This window comes from Microbacterium sp. VKM Ac-2870 (assembly GCF_015350795.1).
GTDB lineage: Bacteria > Actinomycetota > Actinomycetes > Actinomycetales > Microbacteriaceae > Microbacterium.
On record NZ_JADKSH010000003.1, the window covers coordinates 658,354 to 684,443 of the forward strand.

A 26,090-nucleotide genomic window follows, 5' to 3' on the forward strand; every position below is an offset into this window, starting at 1 on the left:
GCCCGTCACGGGTGCCGCACAGCGCCGTGACCCTAGAATCGCAGCTGATCGTGCGGTCAGGGATCGCACAGGAGCCGATTCCCGCCATGACTTTGCCTTCTTCCGCTGTCGCGCGCCGAACTCCCGACATTGCTCGGGTCGGGCGTCGCGGCGTCGCACGCTGGCGGACGCTGATCGCCCTCGCTCTCGCCGCCGTCGTGGGGTTTCCCGCGACCGCGGCGATCGGCGCCACCGATGCTCCGGCGGCTTCCAGCAGCCTGAGCGTCGCGGTCGCTCCCGGAGGCAACGGGGTCATCACGGCGCCGGTGTTCTCTGTGACCTTCTCGGTCAGCAATTCGGGCGACGCACCGGCACCGGGCGGCCCGGTGAGTATCGCCCTGACGCGCACGGCGCTGGCCACGAGCGCCGATGTCTCTGCCTGGCTGTCGTCGAACACCCGCGCAGAGACCGAGGTGGCCAACACCACGGTGACCACCGTCGCCGCACGCGGAACATCCACGGCCGCGGCCGCGGTCGATCTGGCCGCCGTCGGCGCCGCGAGCCTGGCCCCCGGTGCGTATCCGCTGAGCGCCGCGTTCTCCTCAGCGCAAGGCGACCTGGTCGCCCACACCGTCATCGTGGTTCCGGATGCCGCGGCATCCACGGGCGGGGTGGGCGTGGTCGTTCCGATCACCGCGCCGCCCACGACAACCGGGCTGTTGACGGTCGACGACCTGAAGACGCTCACCGCCTCCGACGGCGCGCTGCGCACACAGCTGAACGCGGTGACCGGCACCTCCGCCATCCTCGCGGTCGATCCTGCGATCCCCGCGGCCATTCGCGTGCTCGGCACCGCTGCCCCGGCCTCGGCGCAGCAATGGCTCGCCGATCTGTTGGCGCTGCCCAACACCCGCTTCGCCCTGCAGTTCGGCGATGCCGACCTGGCGACTTCGGTCGCCGCGGGCGCCGGAGCACCGGTGTCGGTGCCCTCGCTGGACTCTTACATGTCGGCGCGGAACTTCCCCTCGACCCCCGCTGCCTCGGGCGCGGCCCCGACGTCATCGATCTCCGATAGCGGGTCGGCCACCCCGACCGGCGCCGCCACCCCGACACCGTCCGGGCGCACGCTGCCCACCCTGGCGGAGCTGCTCGACATCGGCACCGCCCGGGCGAATGTGTTCTGGCCGGCGACCGGATCGGCGACCGCAGCGCTGGTCACCGCTCTGAGCACGGCGAACTCCGACGGCGCGCAACCCGTCACCCTGATCGCCTCGAGCGCGGTCTCCGCCGGGTCGGGTGGGCACGCGGATGCCGCCGGCGCGGGTCTGCTCGTCTACGACGACGGTGCCTCCGCGGCGCTGCGCTCGGCCTCGTTGGCCTCCGACAGCGTCCGCCAGGGGGCGAGCATCGCGGCGGCATCCGCCTACGCCAGCTTCGCCACGCGTGCGGCGGGAGCCAACAGCCCGCTGCTCGTGGTCATCGATCGTGCCAGCGGACGGTCGGCCACGGGCCTGCGCACGGCGATCGCGGCGGCATCCACCCTCTCGGGTCGGTCAGCAGTGGACCTCGACGCGCTTCTGGCCGCACCCGCGGCCGCGGTGACGGTCACCGGCGGATCGGCGCCGGACGACGGTCGCGTGAGTGCCGTGCAGGGGCTGCTCGACGACGAGTCGCGGCTGTCGTCGTTCGCGACGATGCTGGCCGACCCCACGGTGCTGACCGCGCCGGAGCGTGCCGGCATCCTGCAGCTGCTCGGCAACGTGTGGCTGGGCGCGCCCGACCAGTTCGCGACCGCGGTGTCCGACCACCACGATGCGACGACGAAGACGCTGGATGCCGTGGCCATCGTGCCGCCCAGCGACATCACGCTGCTCGCCAGCTCGGCGCCGCTGACCTTCTCGGTGCGAAACGACCTGCCGTGGCCGGTCACGCTGACCCTGAACGCCAGCCCGAACGACCCGCGCCTGATCATTCAGAAGTCCACTGCGGTCTCGGCACGGGCCGAGCAGAGCACGCGCGTGCAAGTGCCCGTACAAGCGCGGGTCGGCAGCGGCGAATCGACGCTGGAGCTGCAGCTGCGCAGCTCGACGGGAGCGGCGATCGGACCCGATGTGCGCGTCGCGGTCACGGTGCGCGCCGAGTGGGAATCGATCGGGATCGTCCTGATGTCGGTGCTCATCGGCGCCATGCTCGTCTTCGGCGTCATCCGCACCGTTCGTCGCCTGCGGCGGCGTTCGCGCGCGCGAGCCGAGACTCACGAAGACCCGAACGCGGCGCCCCGCGGAGAAGAGGATGCCGATGGCTAGTCTCGGTCGCGCGAGCGCCATCATCGGTGCCGGCACATTGTTCTCCCGCGTCACCGGTCTGTTGCGCTCGGTGGTCCTCGTCGCCGTCATCGGCTCATTCGGCAGCAAGGCGGCCGACGCCTTCAGTGTCGCGGCGATGCTGCCCACGAACGTGTACGAGCTGCTCGCCGCGGGCGTGATCACCGGCATCCTCGTGCCGCAGATCGTCAAAGCCGCCGCGCACAGCGACGGTGGGTCGCGCTACGTGTCCAAGCTGCTCACGCTGGGCGCGGTCGTGCTCGTCGCCGCGACCGCCCTCATGATGGCGCTCGCACCCGTCCTGATCTGGCTGTACGCCGCGTCGTGGGGGCCGGAGCAGAAGTCCCTCGCCACCGCGTTCGCCTACTGGCTGCTGCCGCAGCTGCTCTTCTACGGACTTTTCGCCCTGCTCGGCGAAGTGCTCAACGCGCGCAAGGTGTTCGGGCCCTACAGCTGGGCACCGACGGTCAACAACATCGTCTCGATCGCCGGCTTCGGCATCTTCCTCGTGGTCTTCGGTGGCCCGTTCACCGCGATCACCGACTGGAATCCCGGGATGATCGCGCTGCTCGGCGGCACGGCCACGCTGGGCATCGCTCTGCAGACGATCGTGCTCCTGTTCTTCTGGAAGCGCACCCGTCTGCACATCCGGCCCGACTTCGGTTGGCGCGGCATCGGTCTGCGGCACATCGGCACCCTCGCCTGGTGGACCTTCCTCGCCGTCGTCGTCGGACAGCTCGCCGGCATCGTGCAGTCTCAGGTCGTCACCCAGGCATCGGGCGAGGCGAGCGTATCGGTGCTGGTGTACGCCTGGCTGATCTTCATGCTGCCGCACTCGATCGTCGCGATCTCGATCTCCACGACGTACTTCACCCGCCTGGCCGAGGAGATCGCCGCCGGCAGAATGGACCGCGTCGGCCCGAACCTCGACGAATCCATCCGTGCGATCGCGCTGTTCGGCTTCGGATTCACGGCCGCGATCGCCGCGGCATCCGTCCCGCTCTCCCGGGTCTTCACGACCGATACCGAGGGCGCGGTCGCGATGGCGTGGGTGCTCTGCGGGTATCTCACCGCCCTCGTGCCGTTCGGGGTGCTCGTGATCATCCGACGCGCGTTCTTCGCCTTCCAAGACACCCGCACGCCATTCGTCTTCTCGTTCGTGCAAGCCGGCCTGGCCGCTGTCGGCGCCGTCATCGCCGTGGTGGCCGTCTGGCTCGGGATGCTGCCGCTGGGCTTCCTCGCCGCCGCCGTCGCGCTCACGCAGTCACTGTCGACGTACGTCCAGCTGCCCGTCGCGTTGCGCCTGCTGCGGCGGCACACCGACACGACCGCCCTGCACAAGACCTGGCGAGCACTCGGACGCTTCGCCGTGGCGGCCCTTCCCGCTTTCGCCGCCGGCTGGGTGGTCTTCCTGCTCACCGGTGGCGCCGGCGGTTGGGCGGCGAGCGACCGCCTGCTGGGCGCGGTCGGCGGCGGCCTGATCGGCGGGGCGGCGCTCGTCGTCTACATCGCCGCGCTCGCGCTGCTGCGTGCCCCCGAACTCGCCATCGCCGGACGACTCGTGCGCCGCATCGCCGGGCGCTGAGCACCCGGGCCGCGTCGCGGCATCCGCGCGTGATCAGCGAGGGTGGAATGCCCCACGGTTAGCATTGGTTGCACGCACTGGAGCCCGACAGGGGCTCGTGCGGAAAGGGAAGAGCACGTGCGACAGGTCATCATCATCGGTTCCGGCCCGGCCGGATTCACCGCTGCCATCTACGCAGCCCGGGCGAACCTTTCCCCCCTGCTGATCGCCAGCTCGGTCGAAGCCGGCGGCGAGCTCATGAACACCACCGAGGTGGAGAACTTCCCCGGATTCCCCGAGGGCATCATGGGACCCGACCTGATGGCGAAGATGCAGGAGCAGGCCGAGAAGTTCGGCACCGAGGTGCTCTACGACGATGTCGTTTCGCTCGATCTCACCGGCGACACCAAGAAGGTGAAGCTGGGCAGCGGCGCGGAGCACGAGGCCGAGAGCCTGATCTTCGCGACCGGTTCCGCGCCCCGCAAGATGGGCATCGAGGGCGAATCACGCCTCTCCGGCCACGGCGTCTCGTACTGCGCGACCTGTGACGGGTTCTTCTTCCGTGAGCAGGCGATCGCCGTCGTCGGCGGCGGCGACTCCGCGATGGAAGAGGCGACGTTCCTCACCAAGTTCGCATCGAAGGTCTACGTCATCCACCGCCGCGACGAACTCCGCGCGTCCAAGATCATGCAGGAGCGTGCGTTCGCGAACGAGAAGATCGAGTTCGTCTGGAACAGCGAAGTCGCCGACGTTCTCGGTGGTGACGCGGTGACCGGGCTGCTCCTGCGCAACACCGTCGACGGGTCTACCCGCGAGCTCGCCGTGACCGGGGTGTTCGTGGCGATCGGCAACGACCCCCGCACGCACCTCGTGCACGATTCGCTGACCCTGACCGAGCACGGCACCGTGTGGGTCGACGGACGCTCGTCGCGCACGTCCGTCGCCGGCGTCTTCGCAGCGGGCGACGTGGTCGACCCCATCTACCGCCAGGCGGTCACGGCCGCCGGTAGCGGCACGACCGCGGCACTCGACGTGGAGCACTACCTCGCCGCCCGCGGCGACGCCGGAGCCCCGGAGGCCAGTGCCTCCGAGATCGACGGACTCGACGACGCGGCCTGAGCGCCCCGCAGTCAGCGTTCGATCACCCCGCGGGAACATCTGCGGCATCCATCGCGTTCACATCACAGAGCCGTACGATGGCGGCTCGCAACGAAGGAGACAGACATGACCGCCAAGGCCACAAGCGAGAGCACCTGGCAGCAGGACGTCCTCGACGCTGATGGACCCGTGCTGGTCGACTTCTGGGCCGCGTGGTGCGGTCCGTGCCGCATGGTCGGACCCATCCTCGACGAGATCCAGTCCGAGAACAGCGACAAGATCACGGTCCTGAAGCTGAACGTCGACGAGAACCCGAACCTCGCCATGGAGTACCAGATCACCTCCATCCCCGCGATGAAGGTCTTCAACAAGGGTCAGGTCGAGAAGACGATCGTCGGCGCCAAGCCGAAGTTCGCTCTCGAGCAGGACCTCGCCAGCTACCTCGGCTGACCGACACACGTCACCACGCACCCCTGAGGGTGCGCCAGCGACCATCCCGCACCGGCGTCAGGACGCTTCGGCTCGCACCGAGGCATCCCAGCGCCGGTGCGGTTCGTTTCCCAGCAGTCGCCATACGGCGCGAGTGAGCGGCGGGTACTCCAGCGCGATCTGACGGAGCACACGATAGTTGCGGGATGCCGTCGGCTTGTTGCCGCCGTCAGCGGCGATGTTCTCGGCCCTCAGGATGAGGACAACAAGTTCATCGACGGATGGCAGGTCTTCCATGAAGTCCCACGGGTCTTCACCGTCGCGAATGCGCTCTTCGACGAGTACCGACAATTCGTCCGCCGCCTCGGCACGCAACAGCTCGAGACTGGCGCGGCGGGGTTGCGGCGAACGTTCTGTCACCCGTCCAGCCTACGCGCCGGCGCCGACCCCGTACTCTGTCTCCCCCAGTTCACCCAAGATGCGATTCAGATCCTGGATGGTGGCGAAATCAATGTTGATCTGGCCTTTTCTTGCGGTCAGTGAAATCTTGACCTTCGTGTTCAGGCGATCACCGAGGCGCTCCGCGACGTCGTCGAGGTGAGCTCGTCGCGCACCTGCCTTGGGGGCGAGGCGACGAGGCCCGCTCTCAACGACACCCTTCGCCGCGGCTTCTGCGGCGCGGACCGAAAGGTCTTCATTGATGATCTTGTCGGCCAGACGCTGCATATCGGCCGTGTCCTCGAGCGAGAGAATCGCCCGCGCGTGCCCCGCGCTGATGACACCCGCGGCCACCCGCTGCTGCACAGGCATCGGCAGCTTCAGCAGGCGGATCGTGTTGCTGATCTGCGGGCGTGACCGTCCGATCCGCGTGGCGAGCTGCTCCTGCGTGATGCCGAAGTCCTCCAGCAGCTGCAGGTAGGCCGAGGCCTCTTCCAGCGGGTTGAGCTGAGAGCGGTGCAGGTTCTCGAGCAACGCATCGCGGAGCAGATCTTCATCGGCGGTCTCACGGACGATGGCCGGAATCGATGTCAGGCCCGCTTCGCGCGATGCACGGGTGCGCCGTTCACCCATGATCAGTTCGTATGCGCCCTCGTCGTTGCGACGCACGACCACCGGCTGCAGCACACCGAACTCGCGAACACTGTGCACCAGCTCGGCCAGGTCATCCGCATCGAAGTTGGTCCGCGGCTGTCGAGGGTTCGGAACGATGTCGTTGGGGTCGATGTAGACCAGTCGCGCGCCCGGCACCTCCACGAGGCCTTCGCCTGTGGTGGATGCTGCAACATCTGCGTCGACCTCGGGCGGCGCGGCGTCCGCGGCATCCGTCGATGGGGTCGAGGCCGGTGCCGACGCGGCGGGGGCGCCCGGGAAGAACACGTCGACCGGACGAGCCTCGGCACTGTCGTTGGTAGGGATGAGTGCGCCGATTCCACGGCCCAGGCCGGTGCGTTTCGCCATCAGGAGTTCTCCTCGTTCGTGGGGGTGCGCTGTGCGCGATGGACGATCTCCACCGCGGCTTCACGGTACGAGACCGCGCCGGCCGACTGTCCGTCGTAGGCGATGACCGTCTGCCCGAAGCTCGGCGCCTCGGATACGCGCACAGAGCGCGGAATGACGGTGTGCAATACCTCCTGCGGGAAGTGCTGGCGAACTTCGTCGGCGACCTGTTGCGCCAGCCGAGTGCGGCCGTCGTACATGGTGAGCAGGATCGTGGAAAGGTGCAGTTGCGGGTTGAGGTGCTTCTGAATCATGCGCACACTACCGAGGAGCTGACTCAAGCCCTCGAGCGCGTAGTACTCACACTGGATGGGGATGAGAAGCTCACTCGCGGCCGTGAAGGCGTTGATCGTGAGGAGGCCCAGCGACGGTGGGCAGTCGATCAGGATGTAGTCGAGCCGCTCATCGGAGGAGGAAACGTAGTCGTCGATCGCCGTACGCAGGCGGTGCTCACGGGCTACCTGCGAGACGAGCTCGATCTCCGCGCCCGCGAGATGGATCGTGCTCGGCGCACAGAGGAGATTGGGCGACTCCGGGCTGGTCTGAATGATGTCAGCGAGAGGAAACTCGTCGATCAGCACGTCGTAGACACTCGGCACGTCAGCGGAGTGCGGCACCCCCAGTGCGGTGGACGCGTTACCCTGGGGATCGAGGTCGATCACCAACACTCGTGCGCCGAGTGAGGCGAGCGCGGCCGCGATATTCACCGTCGTGGTGGTCTTTCCGACCCCACCCTTCTGGTTCGACACGGTGAGGATGCGCGTCTCACCCGTGAACTCGACGTCGACAGCATCCAGAGCCTTGCGGCGAGACGTGAGGTCTGCGAGCTCGCGGGCGATGGGACTATCGTCGATGGAGAAGGGTGCGGGTGCGGTGGTGTTCTCCGATTCCGGCACCATCAACTCCTGTCTTTCCGGGACTCCTCTACTGTAGTCGAGCCATTCGACAGTCACGCCGCCCCTGAGGGCTTCGACGGGTGTTTCACGTGAAACACTCCCCATCATCGACGGCAGTCGCCCGCCCGGAGCCACCCGACCGGCGAGGGGTGGACGCAATGCAGTCCCGGGCCTCCGCCGCTCACCTCCGCTGCGTCACCGCTCGCTGGCCCTGTTGTCACCTATCCCCGTGCCCGAGGCGCGCGGTCGGCCGGGCGTGGAGAACGCCGTGTGGCCAAGACCTGCGTTTCACGTGAAACACGATGATCACGCAGAGGTGCGGTGGTTCAGGACGCCGCCGAGCCGCCTCCGGTGCCATGTTTCACGTGAAACACACCAATCGCTATAGCTCGTCGACGTCGTGGCGGTGGACCCACGACAATGAGACGGTGCTGGCCTACGCCCCATTGCTGCACACCCAGCCACCAAACCAGTCCCCGCGCAGTGGCTCCACTTTCTTCCGCGATCGACTCCGGTGACCACCGCTGGTTCTCGGGAAACGTAGCTACCCGTTGTGCTCGACCTGGATCCTCGACAGATCCCGTGTTCCCATGAGTTTCGTCAGCGCCGCGGAAAGTGAGCTCTCGCACTCCACCCACCACCAGGTGTTTCAGCTGGAATGCTGCCGGCGCCGGCGCACATGTCGCCGCAGAGATCGCATGTCGGGCGATGTCTGCCCGATCAGCGACCATCCCACGAGCACCGACCCGTCAGACACCACAGGTGCAGGGCTTCGCCTGCTGCAGATGTTTCACGTGAAACACGCCATGGACGAGCTGGTCAGCGAGAGCGTTTCGCGCGCAAGACACGGGTGGGCTCGTCGATGACACCGTCCCCGACGACCTCGACGCGCACGTTCGTCAGCCTGTAACGCTGGATGACCTTTGCTGCCGCACCGATCTCGTTCTCGGCATTCACACCCTTGAGAAGGATCAATTCACCCTCGACGCGGAGCAACGGAACCGTCAGAGGGATGAGCGTACGCAGTGCACTCACGGCACGTGCGGTAACCGCGTCGAAGACAGCGCCGTCTTTCCAGTCCTCACCTCTCGACCGCGTGACGACGACGTTCGCGAGGCCTAGCGTGTCGACCTGCTCCTGCAGCCACGCGACGCGTCGCTCCATCGGCTCGATCAGAACCCACTCGACGTCGGGACGCGCGATGGCAAGAACGAGCCCCGGGAGGCCGGCACCCGATCCCACGTCCGCGACGCGCGAACCCGACGTGAACAGGGGTGCGGTGATGGCGGAGTTCAGGATGTGGCGGTTCCACAGCCGAGGCGGTTCGAGGGGGCCGATCAACCCGCGTTCTTCACCATGAGCACCCAAGGCGGCCGTGAAACGACGCGCGAGATCGATCTGCTCTCCGAACAGGGATGCCGCGGCAGTCGGTTCCGCCTCGATCATCGATGTTTCACGTGAAACGTCGTCCATCGCGAGTTAAGACCGACGGATGACGGTGTGCCGATCAGCACCCTCGCCGTACGACTCTGAGATGAGTCCGCGGTCCGCAACGATGTCGTGGATGAGCTTGCGCTCGTAGCTTGTCATCGCGGGGAGGGACGCCTGCGAAGCACCTTCGTCCAGGCGCGCGATCGCGCGGTCGACGAGCTTCTCCAACTGGCGCTGACGCGCGTCACGAGAGCCACTCACGTCAAGGATCAGACGCGAGAAACGGCCCGTCTTCGTCTGCACCGCGATGCGTGTCAGTTCCTGCAGCGCCTGCACTGTGTCGGGTTCCGCCAGAAGACGGAGCGCGTCGATGTCATCGTTCTCGACCGAGACGTACGCGCGGCCGCTACGGACGTCCAGCGCGAGGTCGCCGTCGATGTCGGCGATGTCGAGCAGGACCTCGAGGTAGTCCGCCGCGATGTCACCCTCCTGCTCGAGCTGTTCGACGGTGGCCGCCGGGCGCTCACCCGCGTCGTGCTCTGACGTAATGCTCATGGTTGTTCCTCAGGAGATGATCGACTCCGGTCAGGAGTCGGTGGTCGGCTTACTCTTCTGCGACTGCTTCTTCGCGCGCTGCTTATTCACCGGCTGCTGACGCTTCGGAGCCTCGGCCTTCGCCTTCTGCGCTTCTTCGTAGAGGCGCTGCTGCTCAGCCTGGTACCTCTCGAGCGGGATGATCTTCCCGTTCGCGTCGATCGCCTTCCCCTTGCGTGCGAGCCGTTCCTCGCGCGCCTTCGCCGCGTCGGAGCCGGGTGTCGGCAGGTTCCTGATGACCAGGAACTGCTGCACCATCGTCCAGATGTTTGAGGTGAACCAATAGAGCACGACGCCGAGTGGGAAGAAGACACCGGAGAAGATGAAGGCGAGCGGCAGGATGTAGAGCATGATGCGCTGCATCTGGTACGCCTGACCGGTCTTCGCCTCGGGGGAGAGGTTCTTCGAGATGATCTGCAGCTGAGTGAGGAACTGCGACGCGATCATCAGGATGACCAGGACCACCAGGATGATGACGGTGACTTCCCAGCCGTCGGGCTTCTGGTTGATCGCCTCGATGAGGCTCGTGTGCAACGGCGCGACGCCGAAGAGCTTGGCTTCGTAGAACTGCCAGGTGAGGTCCTTGCTCAGCAGACCGACACCGCCGAAGCCCCACTCGGCATGCTTCTTGACGTCACTGAGGGTGTAGAACATGCCGAGGAGGATCGGCATCTGCACCAAGAGGGGAAGACAGCTCGAAACCGGGGTGGTGCCGTGCTTCTTGTACAGCGCCATCGTTTCGCGGCTCATCGCCTCGCGGGAGAGCTGATCCTTCTTACCGCGGTACTTCTCCTGGACTTTTCGCAGTTCAGGAGCGATTTCCATCATCTTGCGCTGGCTCTTGATCTGCCGAACGAAGAGCGGAATCAGGGCGCTGCGCACCACGATGACCAAGCCCATGATCGACAGCACCCACGTCAGTCCGGCGTCGGCCGGCAAACCTACCGACGTGAAGATCCAGTGCCAGAACACGAGAATCGCCTCGACGATCCACTTGAACGGCCACATGATGGTGCTGAAGAAGTCGAGGCTGCTCGACGGTGCGGGCGTCGTCGGCGTCGGAACCACCGGGGTCGGCGTCGCGGCAGCGGCGGCATACAGAAGATCCAGCACGGATCAGTCCTTTCTCGGCGTCGAACCCTCAGGCTCGACGTCTATGGATGGCACGACGAACCCGTGGCGGGTCAGATCGTGTCGGAAGTGCGCGTGCATGGGCACGTCATCGATTCCACCACGAGCCCAGGGGTGGCAGCGCGCCAGCCGGGCAGCCGTGAGGGCAGAACCCTTGAGCAATCCGTGCTGTTGCACGGCGCCCACGGCATATGCAGAGCATGAGGGGTAGTACTTGCAGACGTCGCCATAGACGTGCGAGATCGTCGCCCGGTATCCGTGCAGCAGAGCGAGGCCGGCGTTGCGCGGCAGAAGGGGAAGCGCGCGAACGGCAGCGCGTGCCGACAACTGCGCCGAACCGAGCGAATAGGAGGGGAGCGTCGTCGTACTCACGCTGCCGCCCGTCGTGACAAGCACCGCGTGACTTCATCACGCAACTGGGTGAAGTCGGCGGATGCCGCCGAGGGCAGTGCCCGGATCACGACGTCCGCTCCGCGAGTGACGCCCGGCAGAGTTCCTGCACAGACGGCTTTCAGGCGCCGCCGCACCGTATTGCGGATGACGGCGGTGCCGACCTGTTTACTGACGATGAAGCCGAACCGTGCGGGACGGTCTTCGGCGGTCGTGATGACGTAGGTCACCGTGTGCGGCGCGGCACAGCGGACACCCCTGCGGACGACGGTCTTGTACTCCGCCCCGCGGGTGATGCGGTTCCCGCGCGCCAGCACTTTCGTCGGATCAGGCGGACAGCTCGGTACGACCCTTGCCGCGGCGAGCGGAAAGGATCGAACGGCCGGCACGCGTGCGCATGCGGGCGCGGAAGCCGTGCTTCTTCGCGCGACGGCGGTTGTTGGGCTGGAACGTGCGCTTGCTCATGAGGATCACTCCGGATCGTCGGTCACCCGAACGCTCTAGACCGGGGACACGGGGTACAGGGACTGTCCTGACGCGTCCGAAGGCGCTCCAGGGCATAAGTCAACCGACTAAGGCTACGTCGAGAATGACGAGAATTCAAACTGAGAGCCCCGGGCGACACATTATCCACGGACTGTGGATAGCGTGTGGTGAAGACACGCGGGCCGGATCTACCCTGGATTTTGCTCTTCATAGGCTCGCTGACTACCGTGACACCGGTAGTTATCCACAGGCACGGTCGTCGTCGATGTTCGCCTGTCCCGCATCGATCGCACCCCCGGAGGGGACATGTCACAGCACGAAGTTCCGGATGTCCCCGTCTGGACGGCAGTGCTGGCAGAACTCTCCGACGACGAGCGGGTCACTCCGCAGCTGCAGGGCTTTCTCAGCCTCGCCGTCGCCCAGGGTGTCATGGGAGGCACTCTCTATCTCGACGTGCCGAACGACCTGACGGCGGCGCAGCTCAACAAGCGACTGCGAGCGCCGATCATGGAAGCGCTCGCGCGCGTCGAGGCGGAGCCGGCGGCCTCGACGTTCCGCGTGGTCGTCAATCCCGAACTCGCCGATGCCCACCTCACCGTGCCCGTCCCCGTGCAGTCAGCCTCTGCTCCTGTGTCGATCGGACGCCCCGCGGCCGACGACTACGCCGAGACGGCGCCCGCACCGTCTCGCAACGACACCCGTTTGAACCCCAAGTACAGCTTCGACAACTTCGTCATCGGACAGTCCAACCGTTTCGCCCACGCGGCGGCCGTGGCGGTCGCCGAAGCACCTGCCAAGGCGTACAACCCGCTCTTCATCTATGGCGATTCCGGGCTCGGTAAGACCCATCTCCTGCACGCCATCGGCGACTACGCGCTCAGTCTCTATGCCGGCATCCGCGTGAGATACGTCTCGAGCGAGGAGTTCACGAACGACTTCATCAATTCGATCGCCAACAACCGCGGCTCCGCATTCCAGGCTCGCTACCGCGACGTCGACATCCTCATGATCGACGACATCCAGTTCCTGCAGGGCAAAGCCGAGACGCAGGAAGCGTTCTTCCACACCTTCAACACGCTCCACGACCACGACAAACAGGTCGTGATCACCAGCGACGTGCCGCCGCGTCTGTTGACCGGCTTCGAAGACCGTATGCGCAGCCGGTTCGAGTGGGGGCTGATCACCGACGTGCAGGCGCCGGACCTCGAAACCCGTATCGCGATTCTGCGCAAGAAGGCGCAGTCGGAGCGGCTTCTGGTGCCCGACGAGGTGCTGGAGTACATCGCGACGAAGGTCTCGAGCAACATCCGCGAACTCGAGGGCGCTCTCATCCGTGTATCCGCCTTCGCCAGCCTGAACCGATCGACCCTCGACATCTCGCTGACCCAGACCGTCCTGCGTGACATCGTCGACACCGATGACGCGAACGTCATCTCACCGACCGACATCATCACGGCGACGGCGCAGTATTTCCGTCTCTCGGTCGACGACCTCTACGGGTCCAGCCGGTCGCAATCGATCGCGACGGCCCGCCAGATCGCGATGTACCTGTGTCGCGAGCGCACGAGCCTCTCTCTCCCCAAGATCGGTCAGCTCTTCGGCAACCGCGACCACACCACGGTCATGTACGCCTACAAGAAGATCAGCGAGCTCATGAAGGAGCGCCGCTCGATCTACAACCAGGTCTCTGAGATCACCACGCAGCTCGGTCGCGTCGGACGCTGAGTCGACGTCGCTGCTCCTCGAGACCCTCGGTGGTGACACCGGGGGTCTTCTGCGTCGCGTGCTCTTGACAACCCGGCATCCGCGGCCCCAGTATTCGCGTTCTGCACAGTGTGGAAAGCCTGTGGATAACTCGACATCTTCGTGGACTGCTGTGAGTCGATGGGCCGAGGCTGTGGATGACATGCTCCGGACGGCGACGGCGCGAAGGGTGTCATTCACCTGCTCACCGCACGCCGCTCACAAGTTACACGCGTGTGGTTACGGTGCAACGACAGCGATCGCCGAAGTTGTCCACAGTTTCCACAGCTGTTAACACCATGACAGAGACCTTCATTAGAGAAACCCATTCGATCACCTCGACGATCGAGCGGATGCCGGGACAATCCGTTCCGGTCGGGGCACTAGCATGGGAGAGCCCTACTCGACGTCAAGGGAGCGCCAGTGAAGTTCCACGTGAATCGCGATGTGTTCAGCGAGGCCGTGTCGTTCGTTGTCAAGCTCCTGCCGCAGCGCAACCCTCAGCCGATCCTGGCCGGTGTGCTGATCGAAGCATCCGACGCCGGCCTGTCACTGGCGGCTTTCGACTACGAGGCCTCGGCCCGGACGACCATCGAAGCCACCGTCGACGACCCCGGCACCATCCTGGTACACGGGCGTCTGCTCTCGGAGATCGCCAGCCGCCTGCCCAACGCACCGATCCAGATCGAAGTCGGTGACGACGACGGCATCGTCCTCACCTGCGGTTCGGCCCGGTTCACGCTCTCGTCGATGCCCGTGCAGGAGTACCCCGCGATTCCCGAGGTATCCGGAGAATCCGGGCTGGTACCGGCGGAGGACTTCGCCACTGCCATCGCTCAGGTCGCCTTCGCAGCCTCACGCGACGACGTCACTCCCGTGCTGACGGGCGTGCAGCTCGAGGTCGCCGGCACGGGACTGAGCCTGGTCGCCACCGACCGCTACCGCGTCGCTCTTCGCGATGTGCAGTGGGACGGCGGCGGTGTCGCGACCGACGATGCGACCACGGCGCTGGTTCCGGCTCGCACTCTGACCGAGGTCGGCAAGACGTTCGCTCACTCCGGCGACATCCAGATCTCCTTCTCCGGATCGGGTGATCGCGAGATCATCGCCTTCACCTCGGGCAACAAGACCGTCACTTCGCTTCTGATCAAGGGCAACTTCCCGCCCGTGCGCCGGCTGTTCCCCGAGCAGACCGACCACTATGCGGTCGTGAACACCGCCGAGCTCGCCGAGGCCGTGCGTCGTGTCGCGCTCGTGCTCGATCGCTCGGCCCCGCTGCGTTTCACGTTCACCGATGAGGGCGTATCGATGGATGCCTCGGGAACCGAGCAGGCGCGCGCGACCGAATCGGTCGACGCCACCCTCGCCGGCGAAGAAGTGACCCTCGGACTCAACCCTCAGTACCTGCTCGAAGCGCTCGGCGCCGTGAAGAGCGAGTTCGCCCGCATCACCTTCACCTCGAGCGACAATGCGAACAAGCTCAGCCCGGTGCTGATCACTCCGCAGACCTCGGGCACACCCGAGAGCTTCAAGTACCTTCTGCAGCCGAACCTGCTGCTGCGCTGAGTTCCCCGCGTCTCGATGCGGTCTGCTCGCTCAATGGCCGGGGTCACCGACGACAACGCAGCGCGTCGGCGCCGCCGAATAGGCTTGATCAGTGATCGTGGAGCAGCTCAGTCTCGTCGACTTCCGCAACTATGCGGCAGCCGACGTGACCTTGGCGGCCGGCGCGAACGTCTTCGTCGGCCGTAACGGTCAGGGAAAGACGAATCTCGCCGAGGCCATCGCCTTCTTCGCCACTCTCGGTTCGCATCGCGTTTCGCAGGACGCACCGATGGTGCGAGATGGTGCGGATGCCGCGATCGTCCGCATGAGGCTGGCGTACGGAGAGCGACGGGTGCTGCTCGAAGTCCAACTCAACCGTTCGGGCAGCAACAAGGCGCGCGTCAACGGTTCACCGGTGAAGACCGCGGAGCTGCCGCGTTACGCCCAGGTGGTGCTGTTCGCGCCGGAAGATCTGCAGATCGTCCGCGCCGATCCGTCGGCCCGGCGCCGCTTCGCCGATCAGCTCCTCATCCAGCGTGCGCCGCGCATGGCCGGCGTTCTGGCCGACTACGACCGTGCCCTCAAGCAGCGCACTGCACTGCTGAAGTCGGCGCGGGCCCGCGGCATCCGCGGTGAAGCGTTGTCGACCCTCGATGTCTGGGACGACAAGCTCGTGCAGTTGGGTACCGACGTTATTCGGGCGCGGTCGGTTTTGGCCGATGATCTGGCGGGACCGGTCGCTGACGCCTACACCGCGATCGCCGGTGAAGACCACCGTCCCGAATTGGAGTGGATGCTGTCGATCGGCGGCTCCGACCCCGATGACGACGAAGGTGGTGACGCTGCGGCACCGCGACACGCGGGGGCGGGATCGCTGACCGCCGAGGAGATCGGTCGCCAGTTCCGCGAGATGCTCACTGCGCGCCGCTCGGCGGAACTGGAGCGCGGGCTCACTCTCGTCGGACCCCATCGTGACGATCTGCTCCTGCGCGTGCGCGGTCTCCCGGTCAAGGGCTACGCGTCGCACGGAGAATCATGGTCGGTGGCGCTCGCGCTGCGTCTTGCATCGGCGCAGTTGCTGCGCGCGCAGTCGCAGCTGGGCGACCCGGTGCTCATCCTCGACGACGTCTTCGCGGAGCTCGATGCCGACCGGCGTTCCCGTCTTGCGGCACTCGTGGAAGGATACGAGCAGGTCGTCGTCACGGCCGCCGTCGAAGAAGATGTGCCGAGCGCGCTGCGCGCGCGGACGGTGAGGGTCGTCGCGGGAACCATCGTGGAGGGTGACGTCGATGACCGATGAGCTTCCCGAGACCGTCGGCACGTACCTGCGCCTGCGCGGGTTGGAGCCCTCGCCGCGCACGGCGCGCCGACGGAAGAAGCGCGCTGCCGAAGACGACGACAAGCAACCCTTCGCGCCCGGGCGAGATCCCAAAGGCGTCGGCGATGTGTTGGCCGATCTCACGCGGCAGTCGGGATGGGATGCCCAACTCGCCCGTGAAGATCTGGTGCTGCAGTGGACGGATGTCGCGGGCGAAGAGACCGCGCGGCACGCGCATCCCGTCGCCCTCTCCGATGGTCTGCTCACCGTGCAGTGCGACTCGACGGCATGGGCGAAGAACCTGCAGCTCATGCGTGGCGAGATCGTGACGCAGTTGATGCGCCGGTTCCCTGAAGCCGGTGTGCAGAACGTCCGATTCGTGGGGCCGGACGTCCCCTCGTGGAAATGGGGCCCCAGAGCCGTTCCAGGGCGCGGTCCTCGCGATACCTACGGCTAGGGAGGGTCCGACGGCATCCGGAACGATTTCAGCGCGCCACAGGGCCGTTTTGCGGACTTTCGAGGCCACTCTGGGGGTAGAATGAGTTGTCTCTGATCGACCATCCAGGAGCGCTCGAAACCTATGACGTCCGACACCCCCGACAGCGTTCCTCAGGAACTTCCGCCCCAGCCCTCGCACATGGCGGGAAAGCCACAGAAGGTCGAGAACGAGTACGGGGCCGACGACATCCAGGTGCTCGAAGGCCTGGAAGCGGTCCGCAAGCGCCCCGGTATGTACATCGGCTCCACCGGTGAGCGCGGCCTCCACCACCTCGTGTACGAGATCGTCGACAACTCCGTCGATGAGGCGCTCGCGGGATACTGCGACACGATCACCGTCACGATTCTCGAAGATGGGGCCGTGCGCGTCGTCGACAACGGCCGCGGCATCCCCGTCGACATGCACAAGACCGAGGGCAAGTCGACGGTCGAGGTCGTGCTGACCGTGCTGCACGCCGGCGGAAAGTTCGGTGGCGGCGGCTACGCCGTGTCCGGTGGTCTGCACGGCGTGGGCTCTTCCGTCGTCAACGCCCTCTCGACCCGCCTCGATGTCGAGGTGCGCCGCCAGGGTCACGTGTGGCGTCAGTCCTTCCGCGACGGCGGCTTCCCCCAGGCTCCACTGAGCATGGATGAGGAGACAGACGAGACCGGGACGACGATCACGTTCTGGCCCGACGACTCCATCTTCGAGACGGTCGACTTCGACTACGACACGCTGCGCACCCGCTTCCAGCAGACGGCCTTCCTGAACAAGGGCCTGCGGATCACCCTCAGTGATCTGCGCGCCGCGTCGGCGTATGTCGTCGACGGGGAAGACGGCCAGGCTGTCGAGAAGCAGCCCTTCGACGACTTCCACTACGAGCGCGGTCTCGTCGACTACGTCGAGTACCTCAACAAGATCCGCAAGGCAGAAGTGGTCAACGACGAGATCATCGAGGTCGAGTCCGAAGACACCGACCGCCACATCTCACTCGAGCTCGCGATGCAATGGACCACGAGCTACACCGAGAACGTGTTCACCTTCGCGAACACGATCAACACGCACGAGGGCGGCACTCACGAAGAGGGCTTCCGCGCGGCGATGACGACGTACATCAACAAGTACGCGCGCGATAAGGGCCTCCTCAAGGAGAAGGACGACAACCTCACGGGTGAGGACATCCGAGAAGGTCTCACCGCGGTGATCTCGGTGAAGCTGTCGGAGCCGCAGTTCGAGGGCCAGACGAAGACGAAGCTCGGCAACACCGAGGCAAAAGCGTTCGTGCAGAAGGTCGTCGGCGATCAGTTGACCGACTGGTTGGATCGCAACCCGGCCCAGGCCAAGCGCGTGATCATGAAGGCGATCGACGCCGCCACCGCGCGTCTGGCCGCCCGCAAGGCGCGCGAGACGGCGCGCCGCAAGAGCGTCTTCGAGTCGGCATCCATGCCCGACAAGCTCAAGGACTGCACGAGCAAGGACCCCTCGATCAGCGAGATCTTCCTCGTGGAGGGCGACTCGGCCGGCGGCTCGGCCGTGCGCGGTCGCGATCCTGAGACGCAGGCGATCCTGTCGCTGCGCGGAAAGGTTCTCAACGTCGAGAAGGCCCGACTCGACCGCGCCCTCGGCAACAATGAGATCCAGGCGATCATCTCCGCGTTCGGCTGCGGCATCGGCGAGGACTTCTCGGTCGAGAAGGCCCGCTACCACAAGATCGTCCTCATGGCCGATGCCGATGTCGACGGCCAGCACATCACGACGCTGCTGCTGACGCTCCTCTTCCGCTACATGCGAGGGCTCATCGAGGCGGGCTTCGTCTACCTCGCCATGCCGCCGCTGTTCCGCCTGAAGTGGTCGAACGCCGAGCACGAGTACGTGTTCAGCGACCGCGAACGCGATGCGCTGCTCGCCGACGGCCTCGCGAACGGCAAGCGGATGCCGAAGGACTCGGGGATCCAGCGGTACAAGGGTCTCGGTGAGATGAACCCGAAGGAACTGTGGGAGACCACGATGGACCACAACACCCGGACGCTTCGGCAGGTGACCATCGACGATGCCGCCGCGGCCGACGAGATCTTCTCGGTGCTGATGGGTGAGGACGTCGAGTCGCGACGTAGCTTCATCCAGCGCAACGCCAAAGACGTCCGCTTCCTCGACATCTGATCGCGCGCTGCTCCGGCCGCCGCACGTCGAGACTGAACGACACGAGAGAACATCATGACTGACGAAGAACGCCCCGACCCGAACGCCGGCCACAACCACGGCAACATCGACCAGGTCGACCTCCAGGTCGAGATGCAGCGCAGCTATCTCGACTACGCGATGAGTGTGATCGTCGGCCGCGCCCTTCCGGATGTGCGCGACGGGCTCAAGCCCGTGCACCGCCGTGTGATCTACGGCATGTACGACGGCGGCTACCGTCCCGACAAGAGCTTCAACAAGTGCGCCCGCGTCGTGGGCGAAGTGATGGGTCAGTACCACCCGCACGGCGACACGGCGATCTACGACGCTCTCGTGCGACTCGTGCAGCCGTGGTCGCTGCGGTACCCGCTCGCCGATGGCCAGGGCAACTTCGGTTCGCCCGGCAACCAGGGCGCGGCAGCGCCCCGGTACACCGAGACCAAGATGGCCGCGCTCGCCATGGAGATGGTCCGCGACATCGACGAAGACACCGTCGATTTCGAGGACAACTACGACGGCAAGACCCAGGAACCCGTCGTCCTGCCGTCGCGCTTCCCGAACCTTCTCGTCAACGGCTCGGTCGGCATCGCGGTCGGCATGGCCACGAACATCCCGCCACACAACCTGCGCGAGGTCGCCGCCGGTGCGTTGTGGGCGCTCGAGAACCCCGAGGCCTCGCGCGAGGAACTCCTCGAAGCGCTGATGGGCCGCATCCACGGACCGGACTTCCCGACGGGTGCGCAGATCCTCGGCACGAAGGGCATCCGCGAGGCCCAGCGCACCGGCCGCGGCTCGATCACGATGCGCGCCGTCGTCAACGTCGAAGAGATCCAGGGCCGTACGTGCCTCGTGATCACGGAGCTTCCGTACCAGGTCAACCCCGACAACGTCGCCCTGAAGATCCGCGACCTCGCGCGCGACGGCCGCATCACGGGCATCGCCGACATCCGCGACGAGACCAGCGACCGCACCGGTCAGCGCCTCGTGATCGTCCTCAAGCGGGATGCCGTCGCCAAGGTCGTGCTGAACAACCTGTACAAGCACACGCAGCTGCAGGAGAACTTCGGCGCCAACATGCTGGCGATCGTCGATGGCGTGCCGCGGACGCTCGCCCTCGACGGCTTCATCTCGTACTGGATCGAGCACCAGGTCGAGGTCATCGTCCGGCGCACCGCGTACCGGTTGCGCAAGGCCGAAGAGCGGATGCACATCCTCCGCGCCTACCTGAAGGCACTCGATGCACTCGACGAGGTCATCGCGCTGATCCGTCGTTCGCCGACGGTCGACGAGGCACGCGAGGGCCTGAAGTCGCTGCTCGAGATCGACGACGTGCAGGCCGACGCGATTCTCGGAATGCAGCTGCGCCGCCTCGCGGCCCTCGAGCGCCAGAAGATCATCGACGAGGCCACTGAGCTCGAGACGCAGATCGCCGACCTCAACGACATCCTCGTGTCGCCCGTGCGTCAGCGCACCATCATCAGTGACGAACTCACCGGCATCGTGGACAAGTTCGGTGACGAGCGCCGTACGAACATCCTGCACGGCTTCGACGGCGACATGTCGATGGAAGACCTCATCCCCGAAGAGGAGATGGTCATCACCGTCACGCGCGATGGGTACATCAAGCGCACGCGCAGCGACAACTACCGCTCGCAGCACCGCGGCGGCAAGGGTGTCAAGGGTGCCCAGCTGCGCGCCGACGACGTCGTCGAGCACTTCTTCGTGACGACCACGCACCACTGGCTGCTGTTCTTCACGACTAAGGGTCGCGTCTATCGCTCGAAGGCGTACGAGGTGCCGGAGGCCGGTCGCGACGCCAAGGGTCAGCACGTTGCGAACCTCCTCGCGCTGCAGCCCGGCGAAGAGATTGCCCAGATCCTCGACATCCGTGACTACAAAGTGGCACAGTACCTGGTGCTCGCCACCCGCGACGGCAAGGTGAAGAAGACCTTCCTCAGCGAATACGACACCAACCGTCAGGGCGGCATCATCGCGATCCGCCTGCGCGGACAGGAAGAGCAGGACGGCGACGAGGTCGTCAGTGCCTTGCTCGTCGACGAGACCGACGACATCCTGCTCATCTCGCGCCACGGTATGTCGTTGCGCTTCACCGCCACCGATGAGTCGCTGCGTCCGATGGGTCGCTCGACCGAGGGTGTCAAGGCGATGTCGTTCCGCGAGGACGACACGCTCCTGTCGGCATCCGTGGCCAAGGACGATGCGTTCGTGTTCGTGGTGACCGAGGGTGGCTACGCCAAGCGCACCGCCGTCGACCAGTACCGACTTCAGGGACGCGGTGGTTTGGGTATCAAGGTGGCCAAGCTGAACGAGGATCGCGGTGTTCTCGCGGGCGGTCTGATCGTGGGTGAGGACGACGAGGTCTTGGTGGTTCTTGCTAGTGGCAAGGTGGTACGCTCTGCGGTGGCCGAGGTGCCTGCGAAGGGTCGCGACACGATGGGAGTGGTTTTCGCCCGTCCCGACGACGAAGATCGCATCCTCGCAATCGCCCGAAACTCTGAGCGAGCGCTCCGCCAGGAGCAGGACCCGGCCGACACCCCCGACGCCGAAGAACCCCCCGCTTCGCGCCCCGAAGGAAGTGACACTGACGCATGAGCACGGTAGCCGACAAGCTCGCCAAGAAGTCCTCGAGCAAGACCAGCTCCAAGCAGGTGCGCCTGCGCCTGGTCTACGTGGACTTCTGGTCCGCCGTGAAGCTGTCGTTCCTCGCGGCGGTCGCCCTGGCGATCGTCACGGTGGTGGCGAGCTTCCTGGTGTACATGGTGCTCAGCACGACCGGTCTGCTCGGCAAGATGAACGACCTGTTCACCGCGTTCGATGACAACTTCAAGCTCACCGACTACGTGAACCTCGTTCAGGTGATGGCGTTCTCGTCGATCGTCGCGATTTTGAACCTCATCGTGATTACGGTGCTCGGTGCGGTCATCGCCGGAATCTACAACCTCATGGTCAAGGTCACCGGCGGTCTGCTGGTCGGGTTCACGTCCAACTGACTCGATTTTCTGTTTGCCCGCTCGTCGGGTAAAGTCTTGGAGGTTGACGGCGGCAACGCCGACCTCCGGACGGGGCTATAGCTCAGGCGGTTAGAGCGCTTCACTGATAATGAAGAGGTCCCAGGTTCAAGTCCTGGTAGCCCCACCACCACCCGTCCGGGGCCTTAGCTCAGTTGGTAGAGCGCCTGCTTTGCAAGCAGGATGTCAGGAGTTCGAATCTCCTAGGCTCCACAGTTTTCTTCCCTCGGCCATCGCACGCTGACATACTCGCTGCATGCAGTTCGCCACGACCCTGTTTCAGCAGGGCAACAACACCGGCATCGTGGTTCCGCCCGAGGTGGTCGAAGCCCTCGGCGGCGGCAGCCGCGCAGCGGTCACCGTCACCGTGAACGGCTTCCGTTACCCCAGCACACTCGCGGTGATGGGCGGGCGCCACCTCATCCCGTTCTCGTCCGACAAGCGCGCGGCGACCGGACTCGCCGGCGGCGATCCGATCGACGTGACGCTCGAACTCGACACGGCGCCGCGCACGGTCGAGGTGCCGGAGGATCTCGTGAGCGCCCTCGCGGATGCCGGTGTGCGCGCGGAGTTCGACGCGCTCGCACCCAGCGCGCGCAAGGCGCACGTCACGAATGTGGTGTCCGCCAAGACCGACGAGACCCGTGCGCGACGCATCGTCGCGATCGTCGCGAAGCTCAGCTAACGGTGTCGATTCAGGGTGCCGCGTCGTGGAAGCGTGCCCTCGTCTCGGCATCCGCGACATAGACGACGAGTTGCACGTCGGTCTGGTCGGAGGGCCGTAACTGGTGATGCTCGAAGACGAGCCGGCCGAGAGAGGGATGCCGGAAGACACGGTCGCGGGACTCGAACCCCCGCACGCCGTGATCGTTCCACCGGTCGCGGAAGTCGGGGCTTGCGGCGCTGAGCCGCGAGACCAGGTCGCGATAGCGCGGATCACTCAGCCGCGGACCGGCCTCGGCCCGAAACTCCGCGAGAAACCGTCTGCTGGTGTCGTCCCAGTCGTCCAAGAGTGAGCGCACCGAGGGGTCGGTGAAGACGAGCGACAGCAGGTTGCGATCTTCGGGCGCGGTCTGGGCCACGCCGGGGTACAGCCGCTCATACGCGCGGTTCCACCCCGCGATCCCCCAGTCGGGCGCGAGGGCATAGGCCGGGTGCTCGTCGAGTGCATCGAGAAGCCGCTGCACGTGCGCAGGTGCCGTGTCGACGGCTCCGGCGCGGACCGTGGGCCGCGGTGCCAGCCCGACGAGACTCAACACGTAGTCGTGCTCGGCGTCGGTGAGTCGCAGGGCGGTCGCGACGGCATCGAGCACCTGGCGGGACGGATGGATGTCGCGACCCTGCTCGAGCCAGGTGTACCACGTGACGCTCACGCCCGAGAGGTACGAGACCTCCTCGCGGCGAAGCCCGCTCGTCCCACCCCGGCCTGCCGGCGCGAGCCCGTACGCCGCCCGGTCGAGACGGGCGCGTTGCGCGCGCAGGAACGAGCCCAGCTCCCTGCGTTGCTGCTGCGGCCCGTCCGACTCCACATCACAAACCTAGTGCTCCCACTACTAGCAGTAACGCCCACTTCCGCCGCTTCGGCACGGCATCCATTGTGGAACCATGCCCACTGCTCTTCGCTCCCGCACCGTCACGCACGGCCGCAACATGGCCGGTGCCCGCGCACTGCTGCGCGCTGCCGGCGTCGACGCCGCCGACTTCGGCAAGCCGATCATCGCGGTGGCCAACAGCTTCACGGAGTTCGTGCCCGGCCACACCCACCTGCAACCCGTCGGGCGCATCGTCTCGGAGGCGATCTCCGCTGCCGGAGGCATTCCGCGGGAGTTCAACACGATCGCCGTTGACGACGGCATCGCGATGGGTCACGGCGGCATGTTGTACTCGCTGCCGTCTCGCGACCTCATCGCCGACTCGGTGGAGTACATGGTCAACGCGCATCAGGCTGATGCGCTCGTGTGCATCTCCAACTGCGACAAGATCACGCCGGGCATGCTCATGGCAGCGTTGCGCCTGAACATCCCGACGGTCTTCGTGTCGGGCGGTCCGATGGAGGCCGGTCGGGCGACTCTCGTCGACGGCACCGTCCGCACGCTCGATCTGGTCGACGCCATCTCCGAAGCAGCCAACGACGCGGTGTCCGACGCGGACATCCGCCGCATCGAGGAGAACGCGTGCCCCACCTGCGGCTCGTGCTCGGGGATGTTCACCGCCAACTCGATGAACTGCCTCGTCGAAGCGCTCGGACTCGCCCTGCCCGGAAATGGATCCGTGCTCGCCACCCACACGGCGCGGCGTGCTCTGTACGAGAAGGCGGGAGAGGTGGCCGTCGAAATCACCCACCGCTTCTACGACGGCGATGACGACTCGGTTCTGCCCCGCAGTGTGGCCAGCCTGGAAGCGTTCGGCAACGCGATGGCGCTCGACATCGCGATGGGCGGGTCGACCAACACGATCCTCCACCTGCTCGCCGCGGCACACGAAGCGGGCATCGACTTCGGTCTCGACGAGATCGACGCCATCTCACGTCGGGTGCCGTGCCTGGCGAAGATCGCCCCGAACCCGGCGTATGGCCGCATGTACTACATGGAAGACGTGCACCGTGCGGGCGGCATCCCGGCGGTGCTCGGCGAACTCCGCCGTGCCGGACTGCTCGATGAGACGGTGTCGACGATCCACTCGGCATCGCTGTCGGAGTGGCTCGACGAGTGGGACGTCCGCGGGGGCAAGGCCAGCGTCGAGGCGACAGATCTCTGGTTCGCGGCGCCCGGTGGCGTGCGCTCGTCGAGCGCGTTCTCGCAGTCCGAGCGCTGGGCGGCGCTGGATACCGATGCCGAGAACGGGTGCATCCGTTCCGTCGCGCACGCGTACTCGGCCGATGGCGGACTTGCGGTGCTGCGCGGGAATCTCGCCGTCGACGGCGCGGTGGTCAAAACCGCGGGTGTCGATCCGTCGATCCTAGTGTTCTCCGGACCGGCTGTCGTCTGCGAATCGCAGGAAGCCGCAGTGGCGAAGATCCTCGGCGCGCAGGTGCGGCCGGGCGACGTCGTTGTCATCCGGTATGAGGGCCCGAAGGGCGGACCGGGCATGCAGGAGATGCTGCACCCCACCTCTTTCCTCAAGGGCCGCGGCCTCGGCAAGAAGTGCGCCCTCGTCACCGACGGACGTTTCTCGGGTGGAACATCGGGGCTCTCGATCGGGCACGTCTCGCCCGAAGCGGCGAGTGGCGGGGTGATCGCCCTCGTCGAAGACGGCGACATCATCGACATCGACATCCCGTCGCGCTCGATGAGCCTCCGTGTCGACGCCGACGAGCTCGACCGCCGGCGGGCCCGACTGCGGGATGCCGGGGGCTACGCGCCCCGCGATCGGGAGCGCCCCGTCTCGCTCGCCCTCCGCGCCTATGCGGCCATGGCCACCTCTGCCGACCGCGGTGCGGTACGCGATGTCGAAGCGGTCGAGCGGGCCCTGCGTGAGCGGGAGCTACGGGCCCTCAGCGTCTGACCTCGAGCCCCGCGCGGCGCCCGCTATGCTCACGGCATGGACCTCCGGGTTGCGGCCTACGCCGTCGTGGTCGATGCGAACGAGCGTCTGCTCCTCGCGCACTGGCACCACGGCCATCGCGGCGCCTGGACCATGCCCGGCGGTGGTCTCGAGGACGGTGAGGACCCGGTGGATGCCGCGCGCCGCGAGGTGTGGGAAGAGACGGGCTTCCGCGTGCAAATCGGGGCGTTGCTCGGCATCCACTCCCGTGTCATACCGGCCAACCGGCGCGTCTTCGCGGAGGACACCGAACCGCTGCACACGCTGCGCATCGTCTACCGCGCTCAGATCGTGGGCGGCGAACTGCGTAACGAGAAGAACGGCTCGACCGATCGCGCGGCCTGGTTCGGTCTGACGACACTTCCCGCCCAGCGGGTCAAGCTCGTCGACGTTGCCCTCGAGATGGCCGGAATCAGTCCCGCCGCGGTGGCGTAACC

At 66.2% G+C, this 26,090-nt stretch carries 24 protein-coding genes and 2 tRNA genes; 16 read left to right on the forward strand and 10 right to left on the reverse strand.

Translation table 11 applies throughout. The features are described from left to right. The first annotated feature begins 86 nt into the window (after positions 1-86). The 4 genes from ITJ43_RS10525 (at position 87) to trxA (ending at position 5,415) form a co-directional block, all read left to right on the forward strand. A complete protein-coding gene (locus ITJ43_RS10525; protein ID WP_194583769.1) occupies positions 87-2,285 on the forward strand; it encodes a DUF6049 family protein in 2,199 nt (732 codons plus the stop codon). Beyond that, the gene (murJ, locus tag ITJ43_RS10530; RefSeq protein WP_194583770.1) at positions 2,278-3,888 is read left to right on the forward strand and encodes a murein biosynthesis integral membrane protein MurJ; all 1,611 of its coding nucleotides are present in this window, start codon (positions 2,278-2,280) and stop codon (positions 3,886-3,888) included. Before ITJ43_RS10525 ends, murJ begins: the two co-directional genes overlap by 8 nt. A 117-nt stretch (positions 3,889-4,005) precedes the next feature. Beyond that, complete coding sequence (gene trxB, locus ITJ43_RS10535; RefSeq protein ID WP_194583771.1) at positions 4,006-4,986, forward strand: thioredoxin-disulfide reductase; 981 nt, start codon at positions 4,006-4,008, stop codon at positions 4,984-4,986. Positions 4,987-5,091: 105 nt separating this feature from the next. After that, entirely contained in the window at positions 5,092-5,415 is a 324-nt protein-coding gene (trxA, locus tag ITJ43_RS10540) for a thioredoxin (RefSeq protein ID WP_194583772.1), read from the forward strand. A gap of 57 nt (positions 5,416-5,472) precedes the next feature. Here the strand turns inward: trxA and ITJ43_RS10545 are convergent, their stop codons facing one another. From ITJ43_RS10545 to rpmH, 9 genes are all read right to left on the reverse strand, one after another. Further along, the gene (locus ITJ43_RS10545) at positions 5,473-5,814 is read right to left on the reverse strand and encodes a tryptophan synthase subunit alpha (RefSeq protein ID WP_194583773.1); all 342 of its coding nucleotides are present in this window, start codon (positions 5,812-5,814) and stop codon (positions 5,473-5,475) included. Positions 5,815-5,823: 9 nt separating this feature from the next. Continuing rightward, complete coding sequence (locus tag ITJ43_RS10550; protein WP_194583774.1) at positions 5,824-6,852, reverse strand: ParB/RepB/Spo0J family partition protein; 1,029 nt, start codon at positions 6,850-6,852, stop codon at positions 5,824-5,826. Next, positions 6,852-7,787 (reverse strand): ParA family protein, encoded by a 936-nt coding sequence (locus ITJ43_RS10555; protein ID WP_323741197.1) that lies wholly within the window; start codon positions 7,785-7,787, stop codon positions 6,852-6,854. Before ITJ43_RS10555 ends, ITJ43_RS10550 begins: the two co-directional genes overlap by 1 nt. Before the next feature lie 819 nt (positions 7,788-8,606). Then, positions 8,607-9,260, reverse strand: a complete 654-nt coding sequence (gene rsmG / locus ITJ43_RS10560; RefSeq protein ID WP_194583775.1) for a 16S rRNA (guanine(527)-N(7))-methyltransferase RsmG — start codon at positions 9,258-9,260, stop codon at positions 8,607-8,609. Between the two features lie 6 nt (positions 9,261-9,266). Continuing rightward, complete coding sequence (locus tag ITJ43_RS10565) at positions 9,267-9,773, reverse strand: protein jag (RefSeq protein WP_194583776.1); 507 nt, start codon at positions 9,771-9,773, stop codon at positions 9,267-9,269. A gap of 30 nt (positions 9,774-9,803) precedes the next feature. Then, a complete protein-coding gene (yidC, locus tag ITJ43_RS10570) occupies positions 9,804-10,925 on the reverse strand; it encodes a membrane protein insertase YidC (protein WP_194583777.1) in 1,122 nt (373 codons plus the stop codon). Between the two features lie 3 nt (positions 10,926-10,928). After that, positions 10,929-11,315, reverse strand: coding sequence for a membrane protein insertion efficiency factor YidD (yidD, locus tag ITJ43_RS10575; protein ID WP_323741198.1), 387 nt, complete (start codon positions 11,313-11,315; stop codon positions 10,929-10,931). Then, positions 11,312-11,650: a ribonuclease P protein component gene (rnpA, locus tag ITJ43_RS10580; protein WP_194583779.1), complete on the reverse strand. Its 339-nt coding sequence runs from the start codon at positions 11,648-11,650 to the stop codon at positions 11,312-11,314. Before rnpA ends, yidD begins: the two co-directional genes overlap by 4 nt. Positions 11,651-11,660: 10 nt before the next feature. Next, positions 11,661-11,798, reverse strand: coding sequence for a 50S ribosomal protein L34 (rpmH, locus tag ITJ43_RS10585; RefSeq protein WP_194583780.1), 138 nt, complete (start codon positions 11,796-11,798; stop codon positions 11,661-11,663). 327 nt (positions 11,799-12,125) lie between these two features. On the opposite strand from rpmH, the gene dnaA reads away from it, so the two are divergent. From dnaA to ITJ43_RS10635, 10 genes are all read left to right on the forward strand, one after another. Next, a complete protein-coding gene (dnaA, locus tag ITJ43_RS10590; protein WP_194583781.1) occupies positions 12,126-13,544 on the forward strand; it encodes a chromosomal replication initiator protein DnaA in 1,419 nt (472 codons plus the stop codon). Between the two features lie 441 nt (positions 13,545-13,985). Further along, positions 13,986-15,128, forward strand: a complete 1,143-nt coding sequence (dnaN, locus tag ITJ43_RS10595; protein WP_194583782.1) for a DNA polymerase III subunit beta — start codon at positions 13,986-13,988, stop codon at positions 15,126-15,128. A gap of 91 nt (positions 15,129-15,219) precedes the next feature. Beyond that, entirely contained in the window at positions 15,220-16,407 is a 1,188-nt protein-coding gene (gene recF, locus ITJ43_RS10600) for a DNA replication/repair protein RecF (protein WP_194583783.1), read from the forward strand. Then, positions 16,397-16,882: a DUF721 domain-containing protein gene (locus ITJ43_RS10605; protein WP_194583784.1), complete on the forward strand. Its 486-nt coding sequence runs from the start codon at positions 16,397-16,399 to the stop codon at positions 16,880-16,882. Before recF ends, ITJ43_RS10605 begins: the two co-directional genes overlap by 11 nt. A 123-nt stretch (positions 16,883-17,005) precedes the next feature. Next, positions 17,006-19,063 (forward strand): DNA topoisomerase (ATP-hydrolyzing) subunit B, encoded by a 2,058-nt coding sequence (gene gyrB, locus ITJ43_RS10610; protein WP_194583785.1) that lies wholly within the window; start codon positions 17,006-17,008, stop codon positions 19,061-19,063. Between the two features lie 54 nt (positions 19,064-19,117). Next, complete coding sequence (gyrA, locus tag ITJ43_RS10615; protein WP_194583786.1) at positions 19,118-21,694, forward strand: DNA gyrase subunit A; 2,577 nt, start codon at positions 19,118-19,120, stop codon at positions 21,692-21,694. After that, a complete protein-coding gene (locus tag ITJ43_RS10620; RefSeq protein ID WP_194583787.1) occupies positions 21,691-22,092 on the forward strand; it encodes a DUF3566 domain-containing protein in 402 nt (133 codons plus the stop codon). The genes gyrA and ITJ43_RS10620 overlap by 4 nt, the downstream gene beginning before the upstream one ends. Positions 22,093-22,163: 71 nt before the next feature. After that, positions 22,164-22,240, forward strand: a tRNA-Ile gene (locus ITJ43_RS10625). A 10-nt stretch (positions 22,241-22,250) separates the two neighbouring features. After that, positions 22,251-22,323: transfer RNA gene (locus tag ITJ43_RS10630), tRNA-Ala, on the forward strand. Positions 22,324-22,366: 43 nt separating this feature from the next. After that, entirely contained in the window at positions 22,367-22,795 is a 429-nt protein-coding gene (locus ITJ43_RS10635) for a YdeI/OmpD-associated family protein (RefSeq protein ID WP_194583788.1), read from the forward strand. Positions 22,796-22,805: 10 nt separating this feature from the next. Here ITJ43_RS10635 and ITJ43_RS10640 read toward each other — a convergent pair whose 3' ends face one another. After that, positions 22,806-23,639, reverse strand: coding sequence for a helix-turn-helix transcriptional regulator (locus tag ITJ43_RS10640; protein WP_194583789.1), 834 nt, complete (start codon positions 23,637-23,639; stop codon positions 22,806-22,808). A gap of 76 nt (positions 23,640-23,715) precedes the next feature. Between ITJ43_RS10640 and ilvD the strand changes: the two genes are divergently transcribed. After that, positions 23,716-25,614 carry a dihydroxy-acid dehydratase gene (gene ilvD, locus ITJ43_RS10645; RefSeq protein WP_194583790.1) on the forward strand — a complete coding sequence of 633 codons (1,899 nt, stop codon included), beginning with the start codon at positions 23,716-23,718 and terminating at the stop codon, positions 25,612-25,614. 36 nt (positions 25,615-25,650) lie between these two features. Next, a complete protein-coding gene (locus ITJ43_RS10650; RefSeq protein WP_194583791.1) occupies positions 25,651-26,088 on the forward strand; it encodes an NUDIX hydrolase in 438 nt (145 codons plus the stop codon). The last annotated feature ends 2 nt before the right edge of the window (positions 26,089-26,090 follow it).

Bases quoted from the DNA above. Each gene is read 5' to 3' on its own strand.
- ITJ43_RS10525 (WP_194583769.1), top strand. From the start codon at position 87: ATGACTTTGCCTTCTTCCGCTGTCGCGCGCCGAACTCCCGACATTGCT.
- murJ (WP_194583770.1), top strand. From the start codon at position 2,278: ATGGCTAGTCTCGGTCGCGCGAGCGCCATCATCGGTGCCGGCACATTG.
- trxA (WP_194583772.1), top strand. From the start codon at position 5,092: ATGACCGCCAAGGCCACAAGCGAGAGCACCTGGCAGCAGGACGTCCTC.
- ITJ43_RS10550 (WP_194583774.1), bottom strand. From the start codon at position 6,852: ATGGCGAAACGCACCGGCCTGGGCCGTGGAATCGGCGCACTCATCCCT.
- rsmG (WP_194583775.1), bottom strand. From the start codon at position 9,260: ATGGACGACGTTTCACGTGAAACATCGATGATCGAGGCGGAACCGACT.
- ITJ43_RS10565 (WP_194583776.1), bottom strand. From the start codon at position 9,773: ATGAGCATTACGTCAGAGCACGACGCGGGTGAGCGCCCGGCGGCCACC.
- rpmH (WP_194583780.1), bottom strand. From the start codon at position 11,798: ATGAGCAAGCGCACGTTCCAGCCCAACAACCGCCGTCGCGCGAAGAAG.
- dnaA (WP_194583781.1), top strand. From the start codon at position 12,126: ATGTCACAGCACGAAGTTCCGGATGTCCCCGTCTGGACGGCAGTGCTG.
- ITJ43_RS10605 (WP_194583784.1), top strand. From the start codon at position 16,397: ATGACCGATGAGCTTCCCGAGACCGTCGGCACGTACCTGCGCCTGCGC.
- gyrB (WP_194583785.1), top strand. From the start codon at position 17,006: ATGACGTCCGACACCCCCGACAGCGTTCCTCAGGAACTTCCGCCCCAG.
- gyrA (WP_194583786.1), top strand. From the start codon at position 19,118: ATGACTGACGAAGAACGCCCCGACCCGAACGCCGGCCACAACCACGGC.
- ITJ43_RS10620 (WP_194583787.1), top strand. From the start codon at position 21,691: ATGAGCACGGTAGCCGACAAGCTCGCCAAGAAGTCCTCGAGCAAGACC.
- ITJ43_RS10635 (WP_194583788.1), top strand. From the start codon at position 22,367: ATGCAGTTCGCCACGACCCTGTTTCAGCAGGGCAACAACACCGGCATC.
- ilvD (WP_194583790.1), top strand. From the start codon at position 23,716: ATGCCCACTGCTCTTCGCTCCCGCACCGTCACGCACGGCCGCAACATG.
- ITJ43_RS10650 (WP_194583791.1), top strand. From the start codon at position 25,651: ATGGACCTCCGGGTTGCGGCCTACGCCGTCGTGGTCGATGCGAACGAG.